Here is a 22,511-nt window from a genome sequence, read left to right as displayed (position 1 = left end):
TCAATTGAGCAGCTCCCGGCACACAGGTTTGTCGTGGGGCACGCCCAGCAGTTCACAGACGGTGCCGCAGATTTCGGTCTGTTTCGGTGCGGCTTTTTGGTTGAGGCTGAAGGCATCGCCGAGGACGAACAGCGGCACTTCACGTTCTTCGGGCAGCAAGCCGTTGTGCGAGCGGTCGTTGTTCATGCCGTGGTCAGCCGTCACCATCACCTGATAACCGGCGTCGAGCCAGCCTTGCAGATAGTCGGCCAGAATGATGTCTGCCGAGCGGGCGCTGTTGCGATATTGCGGGGTATCCAGGCCGTGCTTGTGCCCGGCGTCGTCGATGTTCATCGGGTGGATCAATAAAAAATCTGGTGCATGGCGCAGGCGCAGGTTTTCCGCGTCGGCAAACAGGTGCGAGTCGGGGTAGTGATCGTTCCAGTAGAAGTGACCGTGCTGGATTGGCAATTTGGGGTCGTCGGTGTGCCGATCCCGGGCGGCGACGAACGGCGAACGGTTATACAACTCGCTGACCCAGTGATACGCCGCGGCCGCGGTTTTCAGGCCGGCGTCGGTGGCGTAATGGTAGATGCTGCGCTGGGTGGACAGGCGCGAGACGTTGTTGTGAACGATACCGCTGTCGATCGGCGTAACGCCGGTCAGGATGCATTCATAAAGCGGTCGGGACAGGGCCGGCAGTTCGCACTCCAGTTTGTAGAGTGCCGCGCGTCCTGCGCCAACGTAAGCCTGCAGATGCCCCATGGCGTGGCGCGCGACTTCGTAATTGAGGCCGTCGAGCACGACAAGGATGACGTTGTGTTTCATAGGGGCTGGGACTCCGCAAATATCGTCAAACCTGTAGGAGCGAGGCTTGCCCGCGAAGAGGGACTGACATTCAACATTGATGTTGGCTGACAGTCCGCCTTCGCGGGCAAGCCTCGCTCCTACAATCTGATCTCCATCAGATCCCCCGAATGGGATCTACCGTGTTACGGCATATTGATAATGACTTCTTCCTGCCACTTCTGCGGCAGCGACTTGGAGGTCTTTTCCCAGGCATCGGCGTCTTTGATCGGCGTGACCTTTTTGTACTGCTCGTTAGGCAGCAGTTTGGCCTTGACCTCTTGCGGCAATTTCAGATGCTCGGCGCGGATCGGACGGGCGTTGCCTTTCGCCAGGTTGATTTGGCCGGCGTCGCTGAAGATGTATTCGCGAGTCAGCTTGGCAGCGTTCGGGTGCTTCGCGTATTTGTTGATGATGGTGGTGTAACCGGAAATCACCGAGCCGTCGGATGGAATCAGCACGGTGTAGTCATCCGGATTCGCCATCTTGGCCTTGTAGCTCAGACCGTTGAAGTCCCAGACCACACCGACTTCGATTTCACCCTTTTCCATGGTGGCGATCGTCGGGTTGGCCATGGACAGGCGGCCTTGCTTGGCGATGTCGGCGAACAGCAACAGGGCCGGCTGAATGTTTTTTTCGTCACCACCGTTGGCGAGGGCGGCGGCCAGTACACCGTTGGCCGCCTGGGCCGCAGTGCTCACGTCACCGATAGAGACTTTGTACTTGCCAGTCTTGAGGTCGGCCCATTTGGTCGGTGCTTCAGAACCGTGCAGCAGTTTTTTGTTGATGATGAAGGCGATGCTGCCGGTATAGGCCAGTGCCCAGTTACCGTCCTTGTCCTTGGCCCAGTCCGGAATCTGTTCCCAGGTGGTGGGTTTGTAAGGTTGCACGACACCTTGCTTGACCGCGATCGGGCCGAACGCGGCACCGACGTCGCCGATGTCCGCCGTGGCGTTGTCTTTTTCGGCAGCGAACTTGGCGATTTCCTGGGCCGAACTCATGTCGGTATCGATGTGTTTCAGGCCATATATTCTGGCCAGGTCTTCCCAGGTGCCTTTCCAGTTGGCCCAGTCATCGGGCATGCCGACGCTGTTGACTTCGCCTTCCGCTTTCGCAGCGGCTTCGAGGGTTTTCAGATCATCCGCCGCCATGGCGGCGGTGCACAGGGCAATGGTCGAGCCTAACAGTGATGCCAGGAAAAACTGTTTCATCCGAAGCTCCTTTGGGCGTTTTCAACGCTGCGATTGCGGTTATGTTGGTCTAGGTCAGCAATACCTGAGCCAATTTAGGCAGGCTGGATGACATTTTGATGTCGACAACCGGTCAGCCCGAATTTTCTGTGCTCGGATACGCGGCGTGCGAGATAAGCGTAGACCATGGCTAAAGAGCTGATATGAAAGGGACTTGGCCATAAAATTGCAGGTGTCTGGCGCAACCGTTCGGCGGCTTTGTCATCTGTCAGTCATGTGCAGTGCCTAGGCTTGCAGGCAGTTGAAGGAACCGATTTGAATCACGGTTCTGCCCTGAATCAGTGCTGGTCTAGTCCAGATAGGTAACGTTGATGCGCATCGAGACCACCAAAGCGGTGACCGCCATCGGGCAGGTTCTGCAGGAACAGCTCGACCATGGTCTGTTGGCGCCAGGGAGCAAACTGCCGGCAGAGCGCAAGCTCAGTGAGTTGTTCGGTACCACGCGGATCACCGTGCGGGAGGCGTTACTGCAACTGGAGGCCCAGGGCCAGATCTATCGCGAGGAACGACGCGGCTGGTTCGTGTCGCCACCAAGGCTGGCTTACAACCTGATGCAGCGCAGCCACTTTCACGCGATGGTCAGTGCGCAGGGGCGAGTGCCGTCCACCGAGGTGATTTCGGCCCGTTTGCAACCAGCGTCGGCGGCGGTGTGTGCCTGGTTACAATTGCCGGCGTTGTCGAGCGTGATCCAGATCTGCCGCTCGCGACGGATTGACGGGCGACTGGTGCTGTATGTGGAGCACTACCTGAACCCGCAATATTTTCCGGGGATTCTGGACTTCGATCTGAATCAGTCAATCACTGAACTGTATGCGCGGCATTACGACTTGCATTACGGGCGGGTGCGTTTCGAGATTGTGCCGACGGCCTTGTCGGTGGACGCCGCGGCGGCTTTACGGGTGTCGGTAGGCAGCCCGGGATTGCGGATTGCCCGGGTCAATTACGATCAGCACGAACGACTGATCGATTGTGACCTGGAGTTCTGGCGCCATGATGCGATTCATGTCGGGGTGGATGTGGTTTAGATCGCACATTCAACGGCACAGCCACTGCAACTGTGCAGACTGTACGCGAGCGAACACGGTCAACCCTGGATGAACCCATCAGCCAACATCAATGCGAGCCAGGCGCGAGGATTATTCGTTGAGTTTGGCGAGGATCTTGTAGATCACAGTGGCAAGGATCATCAGCATGCCAACCCACATCGCGAACACACCAGCATTTTTGTCGCGAAAGTTGAAGCCGATGGCCAGCATGATCATCCCGGAAAGAATCGGGATCAGCATGGCGTGGAACGAAGACAACGAGATCATAGGGACAGCCTTGTCAGAGAGGGTACCGCAAGTCTAGGCGGCTTTCGGATGAGCGGTGGTGATGTGAATCAGGAATGGAAAGGCTTCTACTTGGACAATGAAGTTTCTGTGGCGAGGGGGCTTGCCCCCGTTCGACCGCGCAGCGGTCGCTGTCCCGGTTCATGGAATGTGTCGGAACAGAACGCAATGGGGGCTGCTTCGCAGCCCAACGGGGGCAAGCCCTCTCGCCACAGCAAGCCCCCTCGTTCTTACCTTTTAATCACTAAGGGCTAGGGCAATTCGCGGCAGGCGTAAAACGCGCTCAGCACTTTGACCAGATGCGCCAGGTCATGGCTGCCGCACAGCTCACGGATCGAGTGCATGGCAAACGTCGGCAAACCGATGTCCACGGTGCGCACGCCCAAGTGGCTGGCGGTGATCGGGCCGATGGTCGAGCCGCAGCCCATATCGCTACGCACCACGAAGCTCTGCACCGGCACTTCTTCGGCCATGCACAAATGGCGGAAGAACCCGGCGGTTTCGCTGTTGGTGGCGTAGCGCTGGTTGCTGTTGACCTTGATCACCGGGCCGGCGTTGAGTTTCGGGCCGTGGTTGGCATCGTGCTTGTCCGCATAGTTGGGGTGCACGCCGTGGGCGTTGTCGGCCGAAACCAGCAGGGATTTCTGAATGGTCCGTACGAATTCATCCCCTTCGGGCAACAGACGACGCAGGGTTTGCTCAAGCATTGGACCGTCGGCGCCGCAGGCCGAGCAAGAACCGACTTCTTCATGATCGTTGCAGACCAGCACGCAGGTTTCATCGGTTTCGGCCGTCAGCAAAGCTTGCAGGCCGGCGTAGCACGACAGCAAGTTATCGAGGCGCGCCCCCGCAATGAAATCACCATGCAGGCCAATGACCGCTGCGCTTTGGGTGTCGTAGAAGCTCAGCTCGTAATCGAGCACCACGTCAGCGTTCAGGCCGTGTTCGCGGGCCAGTTGGTCAGTGAGCACGGCGCGGAAGTCCACGCGCTCGTCACCGGCGAATTGCGCGAGGATCGGCGGCAGTTCGGTCTGGGCATTGATCGCCCAGCCCATATTGGCTTCACGGTTGAGATGAATGGCCAGGTTGGGAATGATCGCGACCGGTGCCTTGAAGTCGATCAACTGGCTCTCGACCTTGCCGTCGCGGCGGAAGGTTACGCGACCGGCCAGAGACAGGTCACGGTCGAACCACGGTGCCAGCAGTGCGCCGCCATAGACTTCGACACCCAGTTGCCAGAAGCCCTGGCGTTGCAGTTCTGGCTGGGGTTTGACCCGCAGGCACGGGCTGTCAGTGTGCGCGCCGACCAGGCGGATGCCGCCGTGCAAGGGCGAATGACGGCCCATTTTGAATGCGACGATCGAAGAGTCGTTACGGGTGACGTAGTAACGACCATGGGCTTCGGTGGTCCATGGCTCGCGCTCGTCCAGGCGCATGAAACCGGCCGCTTCCAGACGCTGAACAAGACTGGCGGTGGCATGGAACGGGGTAGGGGAGGCCTTGAGGAAGTCGATCAGGCCTTGGTTCAACTCTTCGCGCATAAGTAGCTCCAGACAGCAGTGGCGCCAGTTTAACGTATTGAAAGCGCAAAGTGCGGTGGGCCTGTTCTTGGTGGCGTATGAGTCTTAATGTGGCGAGGGGGCTTGCCCCCGTTCGGCTGCGAAGCAGTCGTAAATCCTGCAGATGCGGTTTAGCTGGTTTCAGGAGTGCTTCGCACTCCAACGGGGGCAAGCCCCCTCGCCACAAAAGCACGCTCATTGACTGTTAAAACGGTGCGGGGCACTCGAAGCGCAGGCGTTCGCCCGTCTGGGGATGAGTGAAACTGAGCATACTGGCGTGCAAACAAAGTCGTGGCCAGGCAGCCAAGGCTTGCTCATGGGCATAGAGCCCGTCACCCAATAGCGGGTGGCCGATGGAAAGCATGTGCACCCGCAACTGGTGAGAGCGGCCGGTGATCGGCGTCAGTTCGACGCGGCAACAGTCGCCACAACGCTCCAGCACCCGCCAGAAAGTCAAGGCATGCTTGCCAAGCTCGTGGTCCACCACATGGCGTGGCTTGGTCGGTGGGTCGTAGCGCAGGGGCAGGTCGATGCTGCCGCTGTCCAGTTCCGGTTGTCCCCAGCACAGGGCGGTGTAGGCCTTTTCGGTTTCGCGGTCGTGAAATTGCCGAGACAGCTCGCGATGCGTGTCCGGGTCACGGGCCAGCAGAATGATACCGGACGTTTCCCAGTCCAGCCGATGGACAATTCGCGCTTCCGGGTAGCCGTTTTCTTGCAGGCGCGTAATCAGGCAGTCCTTGTTGTCATCGGCCCGGCCGGGGACAGAGAGCAACAGGGTCGGTTTGTCCACCACCAGTACGGCGGCGTCCTGATGAATGATGCGGATGTTGGACAACGGCATTAAAACAGCCTCGTAACAAACGCCAACGGCGGCTCAGGCCCACGCCCCTGTAGGGGCGACCTGTGGCGAGGGGGCTTGCCCCCGTTGGGCTGCGAAGCAGCCCCAAAACTTCCGGTGTACCGAAGGTCCTGTGAGTGCTGCGCACTCAAACGGGGGCAAGCCCCTCGTCACAGTTCGCCCCCAAACAGGAGCTGGAAAGCCTGAGCCGCCGTGGCTCCCGCCGGATCGACTCAGCGATCTGGCAGGGTGATATTGAGTTCCAGGATCGAGCAGCTGCCCTGGTTTTCCAGAGCGACGTGCACGTCATCGGACCCGATATTGACGTACTTGCGGATCACTTCCACCAGTTCCTTTTGCAAGGCTGGCAGATAATCCGGCGTACTGCGCTGGCCGCGTTCATGCGCCACGATGATCTGTAGACGCTCTTTCGCTACCGACGCGGTGCTGACCTTTTTACTGGCACGAAAGAAGTCAAAAAGGTTCATTACCTACCTCCAAAAAGTCGCTCGAAGAATCCCTTCTTCTCGACATCGAGGAAACGATGGTCCACGGTTTTACCCAGCAGACGATCAACGGCATCGCTGTACGCCTGACCGGCGTCGCTCTGGTCGTCGAGAATCACAGGGACGCCCTGGTTGGATGCCTTGAGGACGGCTTGCGATTCCGGAATCACACCCAGCAGGGTCACTGCGAGGATTTCCTTGACGTCTTCGACGCCCAGCATTTCACCGTTACTCACGCGTGTCGGGTTGTAGCGGGTCAGCAACAAGTGTTCCTTGATCGGGTCTTCGCCGTTTTCGGCGCGACGGGACTTGCTGGCCAACAGGCCCAGCATGCGGTCCGAGTCACGTACGGAGGAGACTTCCGGGTTGGTCACTACAATCGCTTCGTCAGCGAAGTACATGGCCAGGTGGGCGCCTTTCTCGATGCCCGCCGGAGAGTCGCAGACCACGAATTCGAAGTCTTCCTTGAGCTGCATCAGGACCTTTTCGACGCCTTCGACAGTCAGCGCGTCTTTGTCGCGGGTTTGACTGGCAGCCAGTACGTAGAGGTTTTCCAGACGCTTGTCTTTGATCAGGGCCTGTTGCAGGTTGGCTTCGCCGTTTACCACGTTGACGAAGTCATACACCACGCGGCGCTCGCAACCCATGATCAGGTCGAGGTTACGCAAGCCGACGTCGAAGTCGACGATAACTGTTTTGTGACCACGCAGAGCGAGGCCGGTACCGATAGCGGCGCTGGTGGTGGTCTTACCCACACCACCCTTGCCGGATGTAACCACGAGAATCTTGGCCAAGGTGTTTTACCCCTAAGGAAAAAGGACGTTTAGCCCCTGAAAAACATCTCTTGAAAAACTACTGCAGTCGGACAGCCTTGGCTGGAATCCGGTTCTGAGCGGCGCTTACCCCCGGTAAACACTGCTTTTGGCCTTTTTCCTACTTCGTTTGAGCCGTTTTCGCTACGTTTTAGAGATGCTTGGAAAATGCGGCAGTATCCGTTAAAGCCGAATGATGTTCAACACGTCGCCCGACAGGCTGACTTGCACGCCCGCGCCCCACAATGGATCACGACGCAAATCCTCGGAAACCTTGTAATGGCCGGCGATGGAGACCAGTTCAGCGGTCATTTGCTGGCAGAAAATCCTGGCTTTCGTGTCACCTTTGACGCCGGCCAAGACACGACCGCGCATCGCGCCGTATACATGGATGTTCCCGTCGGCGAGAAGTTCCGCCCCCGGGCTGACCGATGAAATCACCACCAGATCGCAACCCTGGGCATAAATCTGCTGGCCACCGCGTACGGGCGAGGTAATGATTTTGGTCGGTTTGATGGTCGGTTCCGGTGGTTTTTCCGGTTTTTTCACAACAGTGCCTTCGTGCGGGTCGAGCGGTCGCTCACGGGCACCGGACGGCGGCAGTACCGGCAGATCGACGGCGATGGCGGCGGCAATGTCCTCGATGCGGCTGGCACGGATTGCCAGAGTGCGCAGGCCATGCTGGCGGCAGATGCGCATCAGCCCCGGAAGATCGATCGAGCCTTCACTGGCCGGAAGTTTGTCCAGGGCCAGGACCAGCGGCGCATTGCTGAAGAAGTTGGGCGCCTGGGCGACCTTGGCGGCCAGTTGTCGATCAAGGTTCTCGAGGTCGTTACGGGCCAGTTCCAGCACCGTAATGGCGAGCATGCTGCCCTTCAACTGGAACACGGGATCTTGGTCTAGCGGTTCGGTTTGGCTCATGGTCGGCATACAACGACTTGTCACTAAAAGTGCCGAGACTTATAACGAGAACGCCCGCAGGCCGCAAGCCGGGTCGAACGATGTAGAATGCGCGGCCACTGTCTTGACGGAACCTTTAATGGATCGCCCGCGTTTTCGAACAGCATTTCTTTCTCCACGTTTCTGGCCGCTATGGGGTGGCTTGGGGCTGTTGTGGCTGATTGTGCAGTTGCCATATCCGGCATTGCTGTCGGTCGGTCGCGCCCTGGGTGCATTGATGTACCGAGTGGCGGGCGACCGACGGCGCATTGCCAAGCGCAATCTTGAACTGTGTTTCCCTGAAAAGTCCGCTGCCGAGCGCAAGCGTTTGCTCAAGGAAAACTTTGCCTCCACCGGTATCGCTTTCTTCGAAATGGCCATGAGCTGGTGGTGGTCTCGCAAGCGTCTGGCGAAATTGGCCCATATCGAAGGCCTGGAGCATTTGAAGAAGGCCCAGGCGCAGGACAAGGGCGTGATTCTGATGGCCGTGCATTTCACTACGCTGGAAATCGGCGCGGCGCTGCTCGGTCAGCAACACACCATCGATGGCATGTACCGCGAACACAAGAATCCGCTGTTCGACTACATCCAGCGTCGTGGCCGGGAGCGGCACAATCTCGACTCGCTGGCAGTGGAGCGGGACGATGTGCGTGGCATGCTCAAACTGCTGCGCTCAGGCCGGGCGATCTGGTACGCGCCGGATCAGGATTACGGCGCCAAGCAAAGTATCTTCGTGCCGTTGTTCGGGATTCAGGCGGCGACCGTCACCGCCACCAGCAAGTTTGCGCGACTGGGCAAGGCACTGGTCGTGCCGTTCACTCAACAACGCCTGGCGGACGGCAGTGGTTATCGGTTGGTGATTCATGCGCCGCTGGAGGGCTTTCCCGGCGAGACGGAAGAGGCTGACTGCATTCGGATCAATCAATGGGTCGAAAGCACGTTGCGCGAATGCCCGGAGCAATACCTCTGGGCACATCGCCGCTTCAAGAGCCGTCCACCGGGCGAACCGAAGTTGTACGCCAAGCGCGGTTGAGTCACCGATCCTTATGCACCATGGAGTGTTGCGATGAGTTCTGCTGAACCGGTTACAGGGTTGATACTTTCCGGCGGCGGGGCTCGGGCGGCTTATCAGGTGGGCGTGCTGGCGGCGATTGCCGAGCTGCTGCCGGTGGGAGCGGCGAATCCGTTTCCAGTGATCGTCGGTACTTCGGCTGGCGCGATCAACGCGGTCAGCCTAGCCAGTGGGGCAATGGACTTTCGCGGCGCGATTCAGCGTCTGACCGCCTTCTGGCAAGGTTTTCGCAGCCATCTGGTATTGCGCAGCGACTGGCCGGGGGTGATCCATCAAGCCACCCGTTTTATCAGTCACAATCTGATGGGCATTGGCGCTCCGGTGCCCGTGGCCCTGCTCAACAGCTCGCCACTGCGCGGTTTGCTCAACGACAAACTGCACATGCCCGGGATTGCCGAGGCCATTGCGCAAAAGCAATTGAAGGCGGTGGCGGTCACGGCGTTTGGCTACGAGTCCGGTCAGGCCGTCACGTTTTATCAGGGGGGCGGCACCATCGAGTCCTGGTTGCGCCATCGGCGAATCGGCGTGCCGACGCAATTGAGCGTCGAACACTTGCTGGCCAGTTCGGCGATTCCATTGCTGTTTGCGCCGGTGAAAATCGGCGAAGAATATTTCGGCGATGGTGCCGTACGCCAATCGGCACCCATCAGCCCGGCCCTGCACCTGGGAGCCAGCCGCGTGCTGGTGGTAGGTGTCAGCGGCAACCCGCGCGGGGTCGACCCGCAACAGCCGCTGCAACGTGCCTATACCGGTCAGCAGCCGACCTTGGCGCAAATCGGTGGGCACATGCTCAACAGTACGTTCATTGACAGCCTGGAAAGTGACATTGAGTTGCTGCAGCGCTTGAATCAGTTCAGCCATCTGCTGCCCGACGGCGCGCCGAGTCGTGCATTGGGCGCTGCACCGGTGGAGGTGTTGGTGATTTCGCCCAGTCAGCCGATCGATGAAATCGCGGCGCGGCATCGCCAGGAATTGCCGGCAGCCTTGCGTCTGTTTTTGCGCGGGCCGGGGGCGACCAAGACCAGCGGAGCGGGGGTGCTGAGTTATCTGTTATTCGAGGCGGGGTATTGCAGCGAATTGATCGATCTGGGGCGGCGCGATGCGTTGGCCAAACGGCATGAATTGTGCCGGTTTCTGGGGGTGTCATAAAGCAAAAGATCGCAGCCTGCGGCAGCTCCTACCCCGGATGCGCACGTCCGTAGGAGCTGGCGAAGCCTGCGATCTTTTGACTTTAAATCAGAAGTGGAACTTCACCAGCAAGCTCGTGTTGCTCTGATCGGTCTTGAAGTACTGGCTGTCCTTGATTCCGTACTTGTCTGACCAGTAGTCGTACTCGACACCGACGTACAACTGCTTCTCGCCGATGTTAAGGGTTTTGCCCAAGTCGTATTTGATCTGCGGGTTGAAGTGCAGGTTGGCGTGGTAGGTGCCTTTGCTGTTCTGGTCGTTATCAACGACCCAATCCATGAAACCATCGATCAGGATATTCGAGTCGCCCACGGGAATGGTGTAGGACCAGACCGGTGTGATCTGCCAGACGTTATCACCTGCGCGGCTGCCTTCGGTGTGACGCTGGTAGAAGTTCAGCTGGAAGTAGTCGAAGCCGGGAATCGCCAGGTCGAAACCCGGACCGATCAGGTAGGACTCGGTATCGCCTTCACCGAACTCGTACGTCATGGCCAACAGCACGTCTTTGATCGGGCCGAACGCCAGTTTCTGGTCGAAGATCTTGCCAAACGACAAGCGCGGGCTGATTTCGCCGTAATAGGTGTTCGAGCCGACGCCGCTGTCTTCCTTTCCGTTGTAGAAAATCTTGTCGACGAATATGAAGTTATCCCCGTATTTCCAGGCATCGGCGTGCTCGAAGGTGACGGTTTGCTGAATGCGCGGGTTGACCTGGAAGTCCTTGCCGTAGAGATAGGTCAGGCTGTTGTTCTGCCATTGCAGCAAGTCGCCGGCCATTGCCTGGCCCCCGGCCAGCAAGGATCCCGCGAGCATCAGGCTGGTGCACGTACGTTTCATTCGGTTGCTCCCAAAAAGTAGGTGGTTCCACGTTATTTTTCTAAGGTTGGCGCTCTGGTGTGGCGCCTTTTCTTCGCTGTAAAAAACAATCCATTCGGTCAGCTTTAGTGCTGTTAGCAAGAGCTGAGCCAAGGCTTCCAAAAAGAAAAAAACGCCCGTTCGGCTGTTCGAAAACAGTCGATTGAGCGTCAATTCGAGGGGCCTTGGTGCTGCCCAGAGCCGGGATAAGTTGGCTTTCTGGTCAGGAACTGAATCCGCGCTTTTTTTTAGAGCGGATTCGGGCGGGCGCGGAGAATACTGACTCCTTGGCCAGGTCTCAAGTGCCCCGCAACAGAGCACCGGTGACAGCTGTGGGGCACGGTTGCGGGCCATCTTAGAAGTGCACCTTTACCAGCAGGCTGGCGGTGTTTTGGTTAGTGTCAAAGCTGGCGCTGTTTTCGATTCCGTACTTGTTTTTCCAATAGCTGTATTCGGTGCCGACGTAGACGAATTTCTCGCCCCAGCCCAAAGCCTTGCCCAGGTCGTATTTGATCTGCGGATTGATGTGCAGGTTGGCGTGGTAAGTGCCGCGTGCATTGCGATCGTTGTCTACCACCCAATCCAGATAGCCATCGATCAACAGGTTCGAATTGCCCAGCGCAACGCTGTAGGACCACGTGGGAGTGATCTGCCAGACACCATCGCCAGGGCGTGGGCCCTCGGTCTGGCGACGATAGAAATTCAAGGTGAAGTAGTTGAAACCCGGTACTGCCAGATCGAACCCCGGGCCGATCAGATACGCTTCGCTGTCGCCTTCGCCGTATTCGTACGTCATGGCCAGCAATACGTCCTTGATCGGCCCAAGTTCGAAGCGACGGTCGAGCATTTTGCCAAACGACAGGCGTGGGCTGAATTCGCCATAGAAGGCGTGGGGGCCTTTATTGCGATCTTCTTCGCCGTTGTAGAAGATCTTGTCGATGAACAGGAAGTTATCGCCGTACTTCCATTTGTCGGCGTGCTCGAATGTCACCGTCTGCTGGATCGACGGATTGATCACGAAATTCTTGCCGTACAGGTAGCTCAGGCTATTGGTTTGCCACAGCAGTAAATCACTGGCCATAGCCTGGCTCGCGGCCAACAGGCCGGTGCTCAACAGCACGCTGGTTTTTATCTGAATCATCTGTTGCTCCCTTTTGTTTTTATTGTTTGAGGCGCAGGCAGCCACCCACTGTGGGGGCGAGCAGGCTCGCTCCCACAGTGGCTGTGTCTTTTAACGGGTCAGTGCGGTTGGGCGTGGCAGCCGGCTTCGTGAAGAAGCTTGATTCCGGTGGCGGTAACCATGCCGAACATCGCTAGCGCTGCGCGGCCCGGTACCGCAGGTGGAATCGACGCCACGGGAACGCTGCTTTCGGTAGTTGCAAGAGGGGTAAACGCTGAATGACGGGTGCGTCGGGAATGCGGGCTTCGGATAGCTCGGACATGCAACACCTCGGATCTTTTTTATTCTTGTGATTTTGTATCAGGTGAACCTGTGGCGAGGGGGCTTTGTATGGTCACAAAAGCCCCTTCGCTACAACGGTGTGTTGCTTATTGGGTTTGGGCTCCCTGAACAATCCACGCACCGATCAGGTCGCGCTCTTGCTGGGTCATCTGGGTGATGTTGCCCAATGGCATGATCTGGCTGGCAACAGCCTGGGCCTGGATGCGCGGGGCCTGGAGCTTGATCTGCTCGGGGGTATCGAACATCACGCCCCCCGGTGCCGCACTGAACAGCGGGCTGGTGGGTTTGGCCGAATGGCAGACTGTGCAGCGTTCCTGGATCACGTTGTGCACTTTATCGAAGGCAGGACCGGCATTGGATGCCTGGGCGGGTGCAGTTTCAGGGGCTGCCGCCGGTGCAGCTTCAGCCGGTTTCTTGCCACCGCCCAGGGCGGTTTCCGGCAGCGGCTGATACTCAATGGTGCCAGGCGCCTTGGCCACTTCAGGTGCGCTGGACATCGGCGCCGGGCCGGTCACGTAGGCCAGACAAATCATGCTGACCGCCGCGGCGGGCAGGGTCCAGGCAAACTTGTGGCTGTCATGACGGGTGTTGAAGTAGTGACGCACCAACACCGCCAGCACCGCGATCCCGGCCAGGATCAGCCAGTTGTATTGGCTGCCGTAAGTGCTCGGAAAGTGGTTGCTGATCATGATGAACAGCACCGGCAAGGTGAAGTAGTTGTTGTGCCGCGAACGCAGCAAGCCTTTGGCCGGCAGCGCCGGATCGGGCGTGCGGTTCTCGGCGATCGCCGCCACCAATGCCCGTTGGGCCGGCATGATGATGCGGAACACGTTGCCGACCATGATGGTGCCGATGATCGCGCCGACGTGCAGGTATGCACCACGGCCGCTGAACACTTTGCTGAAGCCGTAGGCAGCGCCGATGATCAGCACGAACAGGATGAAACCGAGCAGGGCAGGGCGTTTACCCAGGGCCGAGTCGCAGAGGAAGGAGTAGACAAACCAGCCGACGAACAGTGAGCCGATGCCCAGCAGAACACCTTCAGGACCGGTCAGGCTGCTGCCCGGAGCGAGCAGGTAAAGGGTCGGGTTGGAGTAGAACACCACGCACAGCAGCGCGACCCCCGACAGCCAGGTGAAGTAGGCTTCCCATTTGAACCAGTGCAGGTTGTCCGGCATGGTCGGTGGAGCCAGTTTGTATTTTTCCAGGTGATAGATACCGCCGCCATGGATCGCCCACAAATCGCCCGCCAGCCCGTTTTTCGGGTTGACCCGGTTGAGGTTGTTTTCCAGCCAGACGAAATAGAACGACGCGCCGATCCAGGCCACGCCAGTAATCATATGAACCCAGCGCACGCTCAGGTTCAGCCATTCCAACAGATGTGCTTCCACAGTCTTTACCTCTCGCCTGTCACTTTTATTGTCAAGTGATCAGACCTTCTCTTATTGGTGGGGGGCGAGGATCAAACGCTCATCCTCTTTGAAAAAATGCTCATCGCAGTTATTGCCTGTGCCACTGCGATCAACCACCAGGAAGTCATCCCGCTTTTCGATCGTCAGCACCGGGTGGTGCCAGACGCCGCGATGGTAATTAATGCCCTGCCTGCCGTTGGTGACGAAGGCGCGGACCAAGCCTGATACAGGTTCATCGCCAAGTGGCGCGACCACGATCAGAAAGGGGTTGCCGAGCAGCGGGATGAAAGCCTGGCTGCCCAGCGGATGACGCTCCAGCATGCTCACGGTCAGCGGCATGTCCTGCGCATCGGCGCGGAAAATGCTGATGATCGCTTTGTCCTCTGGCATAGCGGTTTGCACCGTCGCCAGTTTGTGAAAGCGCATGGTCGAACCGTTGTTGATCATGAAGTGATCGCTGCCGTCGGTTTCGATCACGTCACCGAAAGGGGCGAAGGCTTCTTTGGTCAGCGGTTCAATCGTCAGTGTGCGCATGCTGTTGTTTTCCGAATTCTGTGTTGTTGGTTCTATTGCTATCGCTGGCAGGCCAGCTCCCAAAGGGGAATGCGATCCAAATGTGGGAGCTAGCCTGCTAGCGATTGGGTTCAGCGCTTATTTGGCGACCTTGCCCAATACCCGCAGGCGGCTCACGCCACCGTCCGGGAACACGTTCAGGCGGATGTGGGTGATCGGGCCCAACGCCTTGATCTGCTCGGCGAAGGTGTGTTCGGCGTGCATTTCCAGCTTCTGGCTTGGCAGCAGTTCGCGCCAGAACAGCGACTGGGTTTCGATCTGGCTATCGGTGCCGCCCTTCACGAATGCGCCCTGGATCGAGCAGCTGTCCGGGTAGTTGCCCTTGAAGTGCAGGGTATCGACGATGACTTTTTCGATCTCGCCGGCATGCCCCAGCGCGACGATTACCCAGTCATTGCCCGGGGTGCGACGGCGTGCAGTTTCCCAGCCATCGCCCATGTTGATGCCACGACCCGGGTTGAGGATGTTGCTCATGCGGCCGAAATGTTCGTCGGAGCAGGCCAGTGCCCGGCCGCCATTGAGGGCTGCGGCCAGATCGACTTGTTCGTTGTCGCCCACAGCGGACCAGTCGCGGTACGGAACGCCATAAACACGCAGACGGGCCACGCCGCCATCGGGGTAGATGTTGAAACGCAGGTGGCTGAACGCCTGGTCGTTGTTGATTTCGTGGTAGTGATGGCTGTTGCCTTGCAGCTCGACGGCTGACAGCACTTCAGTCCACTGAGTGTTTTCGTCCGGTTCGCCCGAAGTCAGGAAACAGGCTTCAAGCGAAGCAGACGGCGGGTAATTGCCGGTGAAGAATGAAGTGTCGATGTCCACGCCCTTGATCGAACCCGGTACGCCAAGACGGATCACCGCGCTGTCGTAGCCTTCGAAGCGCTTGCGGCGCGACTCCCAGCCGTCCATCCACTTGCCGTTGTCATCGAACACGCCCTCCTTCCACACAGCCGGTGTCGGTTGGAACAGACGGTTGGCGTCTGCGAACCAGTCATCGGTGACCGAGATGATTTTAGTGCCCAGGCGGGCGTCGGCCAGGTTGACGAATTTCTCGAAAGGTACGGCGTAAGCTTTCATTCTTCTTGTCTGCCTTTAATAAGTTGGCTTGGGATGCTCGCAGGGCCCGCTCGGGTTTTCCTCAGGGGCTGTTCGCTAAAGAGTCAGTAATCGGAACAACGCGATCTTGTTGATCTCCGCCAGCGCGCATTTGAATTCGGTGTCGACCGAGTTGTGAATGCGCGTTTCGAATGCCGCGAGGATCTGATGCCGGTTGCTGCCTTTTACCGCCATGATGAAGGGAAACTTGAACTTGGCTTTGTAGGCGTCGTTCAGCTCGGTGAAGCGCTGGAACTCATCGCTCGAGCATTGGTGAATACCGGCGCCAGCCTGTTCATTCGTGCTGGCTTCGGTCAGTTGGCCCTGGACGGCGGCTTTGCCGGCCAGGTCCGGGTGAGCGTTGACCAGGGCCAATTGGCTTTCATGATCGGCGCTCAACAGGATGTCGCTCATGCGCTGGTGCAGGGTTTCGATCTCGTCGATCGACGCATCCTGGCCCAGGTCGAAAGCCTTCTCGGCCACCCATGGCGAATGTTCGTAAATGTCGGCGAAGGCGGCGACAAAGGCGTCGCGGCTCAGGGTCGATGGTTTCAGGGTTTGGAAGCGGCTCATTTCGCGGCCCCTTGATACGGGTGGGTTGCATGCCAGTGACGAGCAATGTCGACGCGACGGCTGAACCACACCTGTTCATGACTTTTAGCGTATTCGATAAAGCGTTTGAGCGAAGCCAGACGCGCCGGACGGCCGATCAGGCGGCAATGCAGGCCGATCGACAACATCTTCGGTGCTTCGGCGCCTTCGGCATACAGCACATCGAACGCATCTTTCAGGTAATCAAAAAAATCGTCGCCCTTATTGAAGCCCTGGACCTGGGTGAAGCGCATGTCGTTGGTGTCCAGGGTGTACGGGATCACCAGATGCGCCTTGCCGGTCGGGTTGTTCGGTTCCCAGTAGGGCAGGTCGTCGTCGTAGGTGTCGCAGTCGTAGAGGAAACCGCCTTCTTCCATCACCAGCCGACGAGTGTTCGGACCGGTGCGGCCGGTGTACCAGCCAAGAGGGCGCTCACCGGTGATTTCGGTGAGGATGCGGATCGCTTCGAGCATGTGCTCGCGTTCCTGCGCTTCATCCATGTACTGGTAGTCGATCCAGCGGTAGCCGTGACTGCAGATTTCATGGCCAGCATCGACCATGGCGCGGATCACGTCCGGGTGGCGCTGGGCGGCCATGGCCACGGCGAAGATAGTCAGCGGGATGTCGAATTCCTTGAACAGTTTCAGAACCCGCCAGACGCCGGCCCGGCTGCCATACTCGTAAAGAGACTCCATGCTCATGTTGCGCTCGCCTTGCAGCGGCTGCGCCGAGACCATTTCCGAGAGGAACGCTTCGGATTCTTTGTCGCCGTGCAGGATATTGCGCTCGCCACCTTCTTCGTAGTTGAGCACGAAGGACAGCGCGATGCGGGCATTGCCCGGCCAGTGTGGGTGAGGAGGGTTACTGCCGTAACCGATCAGGTCGCGTGGGTAGTCAGCGCTCACTGCAGTCTTCCTTCTTGTTCGTGTCGACTTATTCAAAGTCAGGGTGTGGCGGCCTGATGATGAGAGGGCAGGCTGGCGTCACAGCGATGGGTTGATTGTATACAACTTTATATTCACTTTGTAAGCCTGATTTTTTGCATTTTTTACTGACGGTCCACTTTGAAGGGGCCTGCAAGAAATCTGCCTGATTGGTCAGCTAATGGAAAGCGGGATCTCTGATCCTATGGTTCGGCGAAAGATTGGCTGGCCAATCCTTGATGACGGCGGTAGCGGTAAAAATGTCGTTTTTATTGTGTACAATTTTTATTAAAAATGTCTTAATCAGTCGCTCGCCGCAGCTTTTCGTGTTCCGAAACGGTGCGGTCTCCTTTTCAACTGACTTCGGGAGGCGCGAGGTCTGACTGCTCCACGCAGGCAGGCGCGCAGAATCAATGGGACGTTTGACGACACACGTTTTGGACGCTGCACACGGTTGCCCGGGCAGCTCGATCAAGGTCGAGTTGTACCGCGTTGAAGGTTCGCAGCTGGAATTGGTCTCCACTGCGATCACCAACAGCGATGGCCGGGTCGATGCGCCGCTGCTGCAAGGCGATGACTATCGGTCCGGGGTCTATCAGCTTCAGTTTCATGCGGGGGATTACTACCGCACCCGTGGGGTTCAGCTGCCCGAGCCTGCGTTTCTGGATGTGGTGGTGCTGCGTTTCGGCATCTCTGCGGAACAGGATCACTATCACGTGCCGTTGTTGATTTCGCCGTACAGCTATTCCACGTACCGAGGCAGTTGATCCCCCAAGCCGCTGCCTCCTCCGAGAAGCGACTGCGCATATAGCTTCTTTGGTCTTTCGCCCGCTCACACTGCGGGCTTTTTTTTGCTCTGAGAAATGGGGTGCATGGGAGGGACCCTTCGCGGGCAAGCCTCGCTCCTACAGGATTTGCGTCGTTCATGTCATGCAAGAACAACAAAATCCCTGTAGGAGCGAGGCTTGCCCGCGCAGCTTTTAGCGGCTCAACTAGCGGCTCAACAACGACGCGGCACCCGCACCACTGAACAACCCCGCACTCACCCGGTTAAACCAACTCTGCCCCTTGCCGCTGCGCAAATACCGGGCAGCACCGTGAGCCCCCAGCCCATAAGCCAATTTGCACAGCAGATCCAGCACCGTCCAGGTCACAATCATCACCAGCAACTGCGGCAAGAAGGGTTGCTCGGCGCTCAGAAACTGCGGCAGAAAAGCGGCGAAGAACAAAATGTCTTTCGGATTGCTGGCGCCGAGCATGAACGCGCGCCCGAACAGTGCGCGAAAGCGCGGCACTGGTGCAGCCTGGGGCACTTCGGTGCCATGGGAGGGCTGACGCGATTGCTGCCAGCTCTGCCAGGCGAGGTAGAACAGGTACAGCGCGCCGACGATTTTCAGGATGCTGAACAACTGTTCCGACGCCAGCAATAAGGCACCCAGACCCAAAGCCGAAGCACTGAGCAGGCAGATCGACGCAATCACACCGCCCAGAAACGCCGGATAGGAACGGCGCAAACCGTAATTCAGACTGTTGCTGATCATCAGCAACGACAGTGGCCCCGGAATCAGGATCACCACCAGCGCAGCGCCGCTGAACAGCAGCCAGGTTTCCAGACTCATCACTTTCTCCCTATGTGCAAAAGCCCCACCCGACGGGGTGAGGCTGTTTTGAAGCACTGTTGTTGAAACGTAGACGGCTTACAAGAAAATGAACTTGGCGATGAAGATCGCGCAGAGCACCCACAGACTGACGGAAATTTCCTTGTGCTTACCGGTGAAAGCCTTCAACACCACGTAAGTGATAAAGCCCAGCGCGATACCGTCGGCGACCGAGAAGGTCAGCGGCATCATGATCGCGGTAACAATCGCCGGAATGCTGTCGGTGGCTTCGTCCCATTCGATGTGCGCCATGCCGCCCATCATCAGCATCGCCACATAAATCAGCGCGCCAGCGGTTGCATAAGCGGGGATCATGCCAGCCAGCGGTGCGAAAAACATCGCGGCAATAAATAGCACACCTACGGTCACAGCGGTAAGACCAGTCCGACCGCCCGCGGCGACACCGGCGGCACTTTCCACGTAGCTGGTGACGGGCGGAACACCGACCACCGCACCGAATACACTGGAAGCACTGTCGGCTTTGAGCGCACGGGAAAGGTTTTCGATCTTGCCGTCAGCGTTTACCAGACCGGCGCGTTGGGCGACGCCCATCAAGGTGCCAGCGGTATCAAACATGTGCACAAAGAGGAAGGCCAGCACCACGCTGATCATACTGATATTGAATACACCGGCGACGTCCATGGCCATCCATGTCGGAGCCAGGCTCGGCGGGGCAGACATGATGCCCTCGTAGTGCACCAGGCCAAGGCCCCAACCGGCCAGGGTCACGGTGATGATGCTGATGAGGATCGCGCCGAACACTTTGTGGTAGCTGAGCACGGCAATCATCAGGAAGCAGATGGCCGCCAGCAGCGGGCCAGGCTCGCGCAGGGAACCGAGCTTGATCAGGGTGGCCGGGCTGTCAACCACGATGCCTGCGGTTTTCAAGCCGATCAGCCCTAGAAACAGGCCCACGCCGGCGCCCATGGCAAAGCGCAAACTCACTGGAATGCTGTTGAGCAGCCATTCGCGAATCCGGGAAAAGGTCAGGAACATGAACAACACACCGGAGACGAACACCGCACCGAGCGCGGTTTCCCAGTTGTAGCCCATGGTGCCCACCACGGTGTAAGTGAAGAATGCGTTCAGGCCCATGCCCGGCGCGAGGCCGACCGGCCAGTTGGCGTACAGCCCCATCAACAGGCAACCCAGCGCGGCGGCGATGCAAGTGGCGACGAACGCCGCCCCGTGATCGATACCGGCATCGGCCATGATGTTCGGGTTGACGAAGATGATGTAGGCCATGGTGATGAAGGTTGTCAGACCGGCGATCAGCTCGGTCTTCACCGTGGTGCCGTGCAAGCTGAGTTTGAAGATGCGCTCCAGCCAGCCATTGCGTATGGGCGGCGAGAGTTCCAGCGTCGGGGCTTCGGATTTGCGGCTTTCCACAGCGAGTACTCCTCAAGAGTTTTATTGTTATTTCCAGGGCCGGACCCATGAGGGCGGCAGCGACCCTTTGAGGTGCTTGCGAATTTGTTGACTTGTTGGTCAGAAATCTCGCACGAGGCGAATTATGCTTTTGTATACAAATAAAGCAAATAATGTTTTTGATTTTGTAGACGAAAAGTTTGTTGATCGGGATATATCGGCTATAGGACGATCGTTCCCCCGCTCTGCGTGGGAATGCCGCCATGGACGCTCTGCGTCCGCCGTTGATGTGACGCAGAGCGTCACGGGATGCATTCCCACGCAGCGCGTGGGAACGATCAGCTTGGAAAGACCTGGGCTTTACCCAGCGCGAGATTCACCGCCAACCACCCATTCACCGCCGTCTCTCCGGCCTCGGCAAACACCCGCTCCAGTAACTTCACCTGCTCGCGCCGCAACGACTGTTCGAACCGCGCACCTTCTGCGGTCAGTTCCAGCAACCGCTTACGCTTGTCCGTCTCGGACGCGACGCTGTTCACCAGATGCATTTCCACCAACTGACGCAGCGGCATGTTCAGCGCCTGCTTGCTCACGCCCAGCAACGCCAGCAACTCCTTGACGCTGAGGGCAGGGTAGCGGGCGATGAAAAATACGATGCGTTGATGCACCCGGCTCAAACCGCGACGTTCGAGCATTTCGTCGGCTTTGGCGGTAAAGGCCTGGTAGCCGAAGAAAAAAGCTTCCATGGCTTGTTGCTGAGTGCTGGGGTTTTTAAGGTCAAGCATGTTGACGTATCCGCTCGGTCTGTCGTAATTTCGGTCAACTAGTTTGACTCATTTTCCTCAGGCCTCGCTACCGGTGACCCCCATGGCTTTTTCTGAACGTGTCTCGCGCCTTAAAAGTTCTTTGATCCGTGAAATCCTCGCCGCCGCCCAGCGCCCGGAAGTGATGTCGTTTGCCGGCGGCTTGCCGGCCGAAGCCATGCTGCCGAAAGTCGAATGGGCGGACATGCCGCTGTCCATGGGGCAATACGGCATGAGTGAAGGCGAGCCGGCGCTGCGTGAGGCGCTGGCAGCCCAAGCCCGAGCGTTGGGTGTGCCATGTGAGGCAAGTCAGGTGCTGGTGGTCAGTGGTTCCCAGCAAACCCTCGATCTGGCGGCCAAGCTCTACATCGACAAAGGCACCGAGATCCTGCTTGAAGCGCCGACTTACCTGGCAGCATTGCAGATCTTCCAATTGTTCGGTGCCGACTGCATCACCGTCCCACAGAAAGGCGATGGCCCGAACCTGGCACAATTGCGCTGCCGTCTGGAAAGGCATAAACCTGCATTCATCTACCTGATCCCGACGTTTCAGAACCCCTCGGCGGTGCGTTACAGCGAGGCCAAGCGCGATGCGGTGGCTGCATTGCTCGACGAGTTTGGCGTGACCCTGATCGAAGACGAACCTTACCGCGAGCTGACCTTTGACGGCGTCAGCGCCACGCCAATCGTCAGCCGCTTGAGCAAGGCCAGCTGGATCTACACCGGCACCGTGTCGAAAACCCTGTTGCCGGGCCTGCGAGTCGGTTACCTGATTGCCAGCCCGGACCTGTTCCCGCATTTGTTGCGGCTCAAGCAATCGGCCGATCTTCACACCAACCGCGTCGGGCAGTGGCAAACGCTGCAATGGATCGGCAGCGAAAAATACCAGCAGCACTTGAGTGAGTTGCGTGCTTTCTATCGGGCTCGTCGGGATGCATTTCAGTCAGCATTGGAAGCGCATTTTTCCGGTCTGGCGCAGTGGAATGTGCCGCAGGGCGGGCTGTTTTTCTGGCTGACGCTCAAACAGCCGCTGGATACGCGCACGCTGCTCAAGGCTGCGCTGGCGGCGGATGTGGCGTTTATGCCGGGCGAACCGTTTTTCCCCGAACCGGACAACAACCTTGGCCATCTGCGGTTGAACTTCAGCCACATCGACCCGGCGAAGCTGGACGAAGGCCTCAAGCGATTGGCGACCGTGGTGCGTGAGGCCCAGGCAGCAGAAGCGGCCTGAGAGGAGGGTATAAACAACAAACCGGCCAATCGGCCGGTTTATTTTTGCTCAGGATTTGTAGTGCTTGTGCTGACGCCTTCGCGGGCAAGCCTCGCTCCTACGGAGGCGAGGTGGCCATTCGCACACACCGCCAACCTAATGAAATGGCTACCCCCGCCTCCCCCCCTGTGATCGCCCACTAAGCTTTCACCGGGGGCTCATCGGAGATCATTGCCATGAACAACGT

Annotated in this window: 23 protein-coding genes and 1 pseudogene; 5 read left to right on the top strand and 19 right to left on the bottom strand. The window is 58.4% G+C overall.

All coding sequences use genetic code 11. The annotated features are described in order from the left end of the window. Together FHW68_RS24195 and FHW68_RS24190 are read right to left on the bottom strand one after the other, a co-directional pair. Entirely contained in the window at positions 1–807 is an 807-nt protein-coding gene (locus FHW68_RS24195; protein ID WP_095633748.1) for an alkaline phosphatase family protein, read from the bottom strand. Between the two features lie 164 nt (positions 808–971). Beyond that, on the bottom strand, positions 972–2,036 hold the full coding sequence (locus FHW68_RS24190) for an ABC transporter substrate-binding protein (protein WP_095633749.1): 1,065 nt from the start codon (positions 2,034–2,036) through the stop codon (positions 972–974). Between the two features lie 350 nt (positions 2,037–2,386). On the opposite strand from FHW68_RS24190, the gene FHW68_RS24185 reads away from it, so the two are divergent. Next, complete coding sequence (locus FHW68_RS24185; RefSeq protein ID WP_095633750.1) at positions 2,387–3,100, top strand: UTRA domain-containing protein; 714 nt, start codon at positions 2,387–2,389, stop codon at positions 3,098–3,100. Between the two features lie 111 nt (positions 3,101–3,211). Here the strand turns inward: FHW68_RS24185 and FHW68_RS24180 are convergent, their stop codons facing one another. The 6 genes from FHW68_RS24180 to minC all read right to left on the bottom strand — a co-directional run bounded on the left by FHW68_RS24180 (position 3,212) and on the right by minC (position 8,042). Continuing rightward, positions 3,212–3,388, bottom strand: a complete 177-nt coding sequence (locus FHW68_RS24180) for a hypothetical protein (protein WP_007898847.1) — start codon at positions 3,386–3,388, stop codon at positions 3,212–3,214. A 269-nt stretch (positions 3,389–3,657) separates the two neighbouring features. Further along, positions 3,658–4,947, bottom strand: coding sequence for a M18 family aminopeptidase (locus FHW68_RS24175; protein ID WP_095633751.1), 1,290 nt, complete (start codon positions 4,945–4,947; stop codon positions 3,658–3,660). A gap of 223 nt (positions 4,948–5,170) precedes the next feature. Then, positions 5,171–5,806, bottom strand: a complete 636-nt coding sequence (locus tag FHW68_RS24170; RefSeq protein ID WP_183683467.1) for an RluA family pseudouridine synthase — start codon at positions 5,804–5,806, stop codon at positions 5,171–5,173. 230 nt (positions 5,807–6,036) lie between these two features. Next, entirely contained in the window at positions 6,037–6,291 is a 255-nt protein-coding gene (minE, locus tag FHW68_RS24165) for a cell division topological specificity factor MinE (protein WP_007898843.1), read from the bottom strand. Next, positions 6,291–7,103, bottom strand: coding sequence for a septum site-determining protein MinD (minD, locus tag FHW68_RS24160; protein ID WP_007898841.1), 813 nt, complete (start codon positions 7,101–7,103; stop codon positions 6,291–6,293). Before minD ends, minE begins: the two co-directional genes overlap by 1 nt. A gap of 201 nt (positions 7,104–7,304) precedes the next feature. Next, positions 7,305–8,042, bottom strand: a complete 738-nt coding sequence (gene minC, locus FHW68_RS24155) for a septum site-determining protein MinC (protein WP_183683465.1) — start codon at positions 8,040–8,042, stop codon at positions 7,305–7,307. A gap of 118 nt (positions 8,043–8,160) precedes the next feature. On the opposite strand from minC, the gene FHW68_RS24150 reads away from it, so the two are divergent. Then, on the top strand, positions 8,161–9,093 hold the full coding sequence (locus tag FHW68_RS24150; protein WP_095633753.1) for a lipid A biosynthesis lauroyl acyltransferase: 933 nt from the start codon (positions 8,161–8,163) through the stop codon (positions 9,091–9,093). A 33-nt stretch (positions 9,094–9,126) separates the two neighbouring features. Further along, positions 9,127–10,281: a patatin-like phospholipase family protein gene (locus tag FHW68_RS24145; RefSeq protein WP_095633754.1), complete on the top strand. Its 1,155-nt coding sequence runs from the start codon at positions 9,127–9,129 to the stop codon at positions 10,279–10,281. An 87-nt stretch (positions 10,282–10,368) separates the two neighbouring features. Here FHW68_RS24145 and FHW68_RS24140 read toward each other — a convergent pair whose 3' ends face one another. The 8 genes and pseudogenes from FHW68_RS24140 to puuE all read right to left on the bottom strand — a co-directional run bounded on the left by FHW68_RS24140 (position 10,369) and on the right by puuE (position 17,207). Then, the gene (locus FHW68_RS24140; protein WP_183683463.1) at positions 10,369–11,154 is read right to left on the bottom strand and encodes an outer membrane protein OmpK; all 786 of its coding nucleotides are present in this window, start codon (positions 11,152–11,154) and stop codon (positions 10,369–10,371) included. Between the two features lie 373 nt (positions 11,155–11,527). Continuing rightward, positions 11,528–12,313 carry an outer membrane protein OmpK gene (locus tag FHW68_RS24135; protein ID WP_095633756.1) on the bottom strand — a complete coding sequence of 262 codons (786 nt, stop codon included), beginning with the start codon at positions 12,311–12,313 and terminating at the stop codon, positions 11,528–11,530. A gap of 122 nt (positions 12,314–12,435) precedes the next feature. After that, positions 12,436–12,548 (bottom strand): annotated as a pseudogene (locus FHW68_RS27595) (hypothetical protein); the annotation flags it as partial. Between the two features lie 172 nt (positions 12,549–12,720). Further along, entirely contained in the window at positions 12,721–14,025 is a 1,305-nt protein-coding gene (locus FHW68_RS24130) for a urate hydroxylase PuuD (RefSeq protein WP_183683461.1), read from the bottom strand. 51 nt (positions 14,026–14,076) lie between these two features. Next, positions 14,077–14,580, bottom strand: coding sequence for an ureidoglycolate lyase (locus FHW68_RS24125; protein ID WP_095633759.1), 504 nt, complete (start codon positions 14,578–14,580; stop codon positions 14,077–14,079). Between the two features lie 117 nt (positions 14,581–14,697). Then, positions 14,698–15,693, bottom strand: a complete 996-nt coding sequence (alc, locus tag FHW68_RS24120) for an allantoicase (RefSeq protein WP_095633760.1) — start codon at positions 15,691–15,693, stop codon at positions 14,698–14,700. 75 nt (positions 15,694–15,768) lie between these two features. Continuing rightward, positions 15,769–16,284 carry a 2-oxo-4-hydroxy-4-carboxy-5-ureidoimidazoline decarboxylase gene (gene uraD, locus FHW68_RS24115; protein ID WP_095633761.1) on the bottom strand — a complete coding sequence of 172 codons (516 nt, stop codon included), beginning with the start codon at positions 16,282–16,284 and terminating at the stop codon, positions 15,769–15,771. After that, positions 16,281–17,207, bottom strand: coding sequence for an allantoinase PuuE (gene puuE, locus FHW68_RS24110; RefSeq protein WP_095633762.1), 927 nt, complete (start codon positions 17,205–17,207; stop codon positions 16,281–16,283). The genes uraD and puuE overlap by 4 nt, the downstream gene beginning before the upstream one ends. A gap of 431 nt (positions 17,208–17,638) precedes the next feature. Here puuE and uraH point away from each other — a divergent pair, with 431 nt between their 5' ends. Beyond that, on the top strand, positions 17,639–17,992 hold the full coding sequence (gene uraH, locus FHW68_RS24105) for a hydroxyisourate hydrolase (protein ID WP_095633763.1): 354 nt from the start codon (positions 17,639–17,641) through the stop codon (positions 17,990–17,992). 225 nt (positions 17,993–18,217) lie between these two features. Here the strand turns inward: uraH and FHW68_RS24100 are convergent, their stop codons facing one another. The 3 genes from FHW68_RS24100 to FHW68_RS24090 form a co-directional block, all read right to left on the bottom strand. Further along, entirely contained in the window at positions 18,218–18,844 is a 627-nt protein-coding gene (locus tag FHW68_RS24100; RefSeq protein WP_095633764.1) for a LysE family translocator, read from the bottom strand. A gap of 78 nt (positions 18,845–18,922) precedes the next feature. Then, positions 18,923–20,272, bottom strand: coding sequence for an NCS2 family permease (locus tag FHW68_RS24095; protein WP_183683459.1), 1,350 nt, complete (start codon positions 20,270–20,272; stop codon positions 18,923–18,925). Positions 20,273–20,589: 317 nt separating this feature from the next. Then, positions 20,590–21,036, bottom strand: coding sequence for a MarR family winged helix-turn-helix transcriptional regulator (locus FHW68_RS24090; RefSeq protein WP_063342984.1), 447 nt, complete (start codon positions 21,034–21,036; stop codon positions 20,590–20,592). 82 nt (positions 21,037–21,118) lie between these two features. On the opposite strand from FHW68_RS24090, the gene FHW68_RS24085 reads away from it, so the two are divergent. Next, entirely contained in the window at positions 21,119–22,285 is a 1,167-nt protein-coding gene (locus tag FHW68_RS24085) for a PLP-dependent aminotransferase family protein (protein WP_183683457.1), read from the top strand. Positions 22,286–22,511: the final 226 nt, after the last annotated feature.

It is taken from the genome of Pseudomonas sp. Tn43 (genome assembly GCF_014192635.1).
GTDB lineage: Bacteria > Pseudomonadota > Gammaproteobacteria > Pseudomonadales > Pseudomonadaceae > Aquipseudomonas.
Note: the sequence above shows the minus strand (reverse complement) of the source record. Positions and strands in the feature narration are given on the sequence as shown.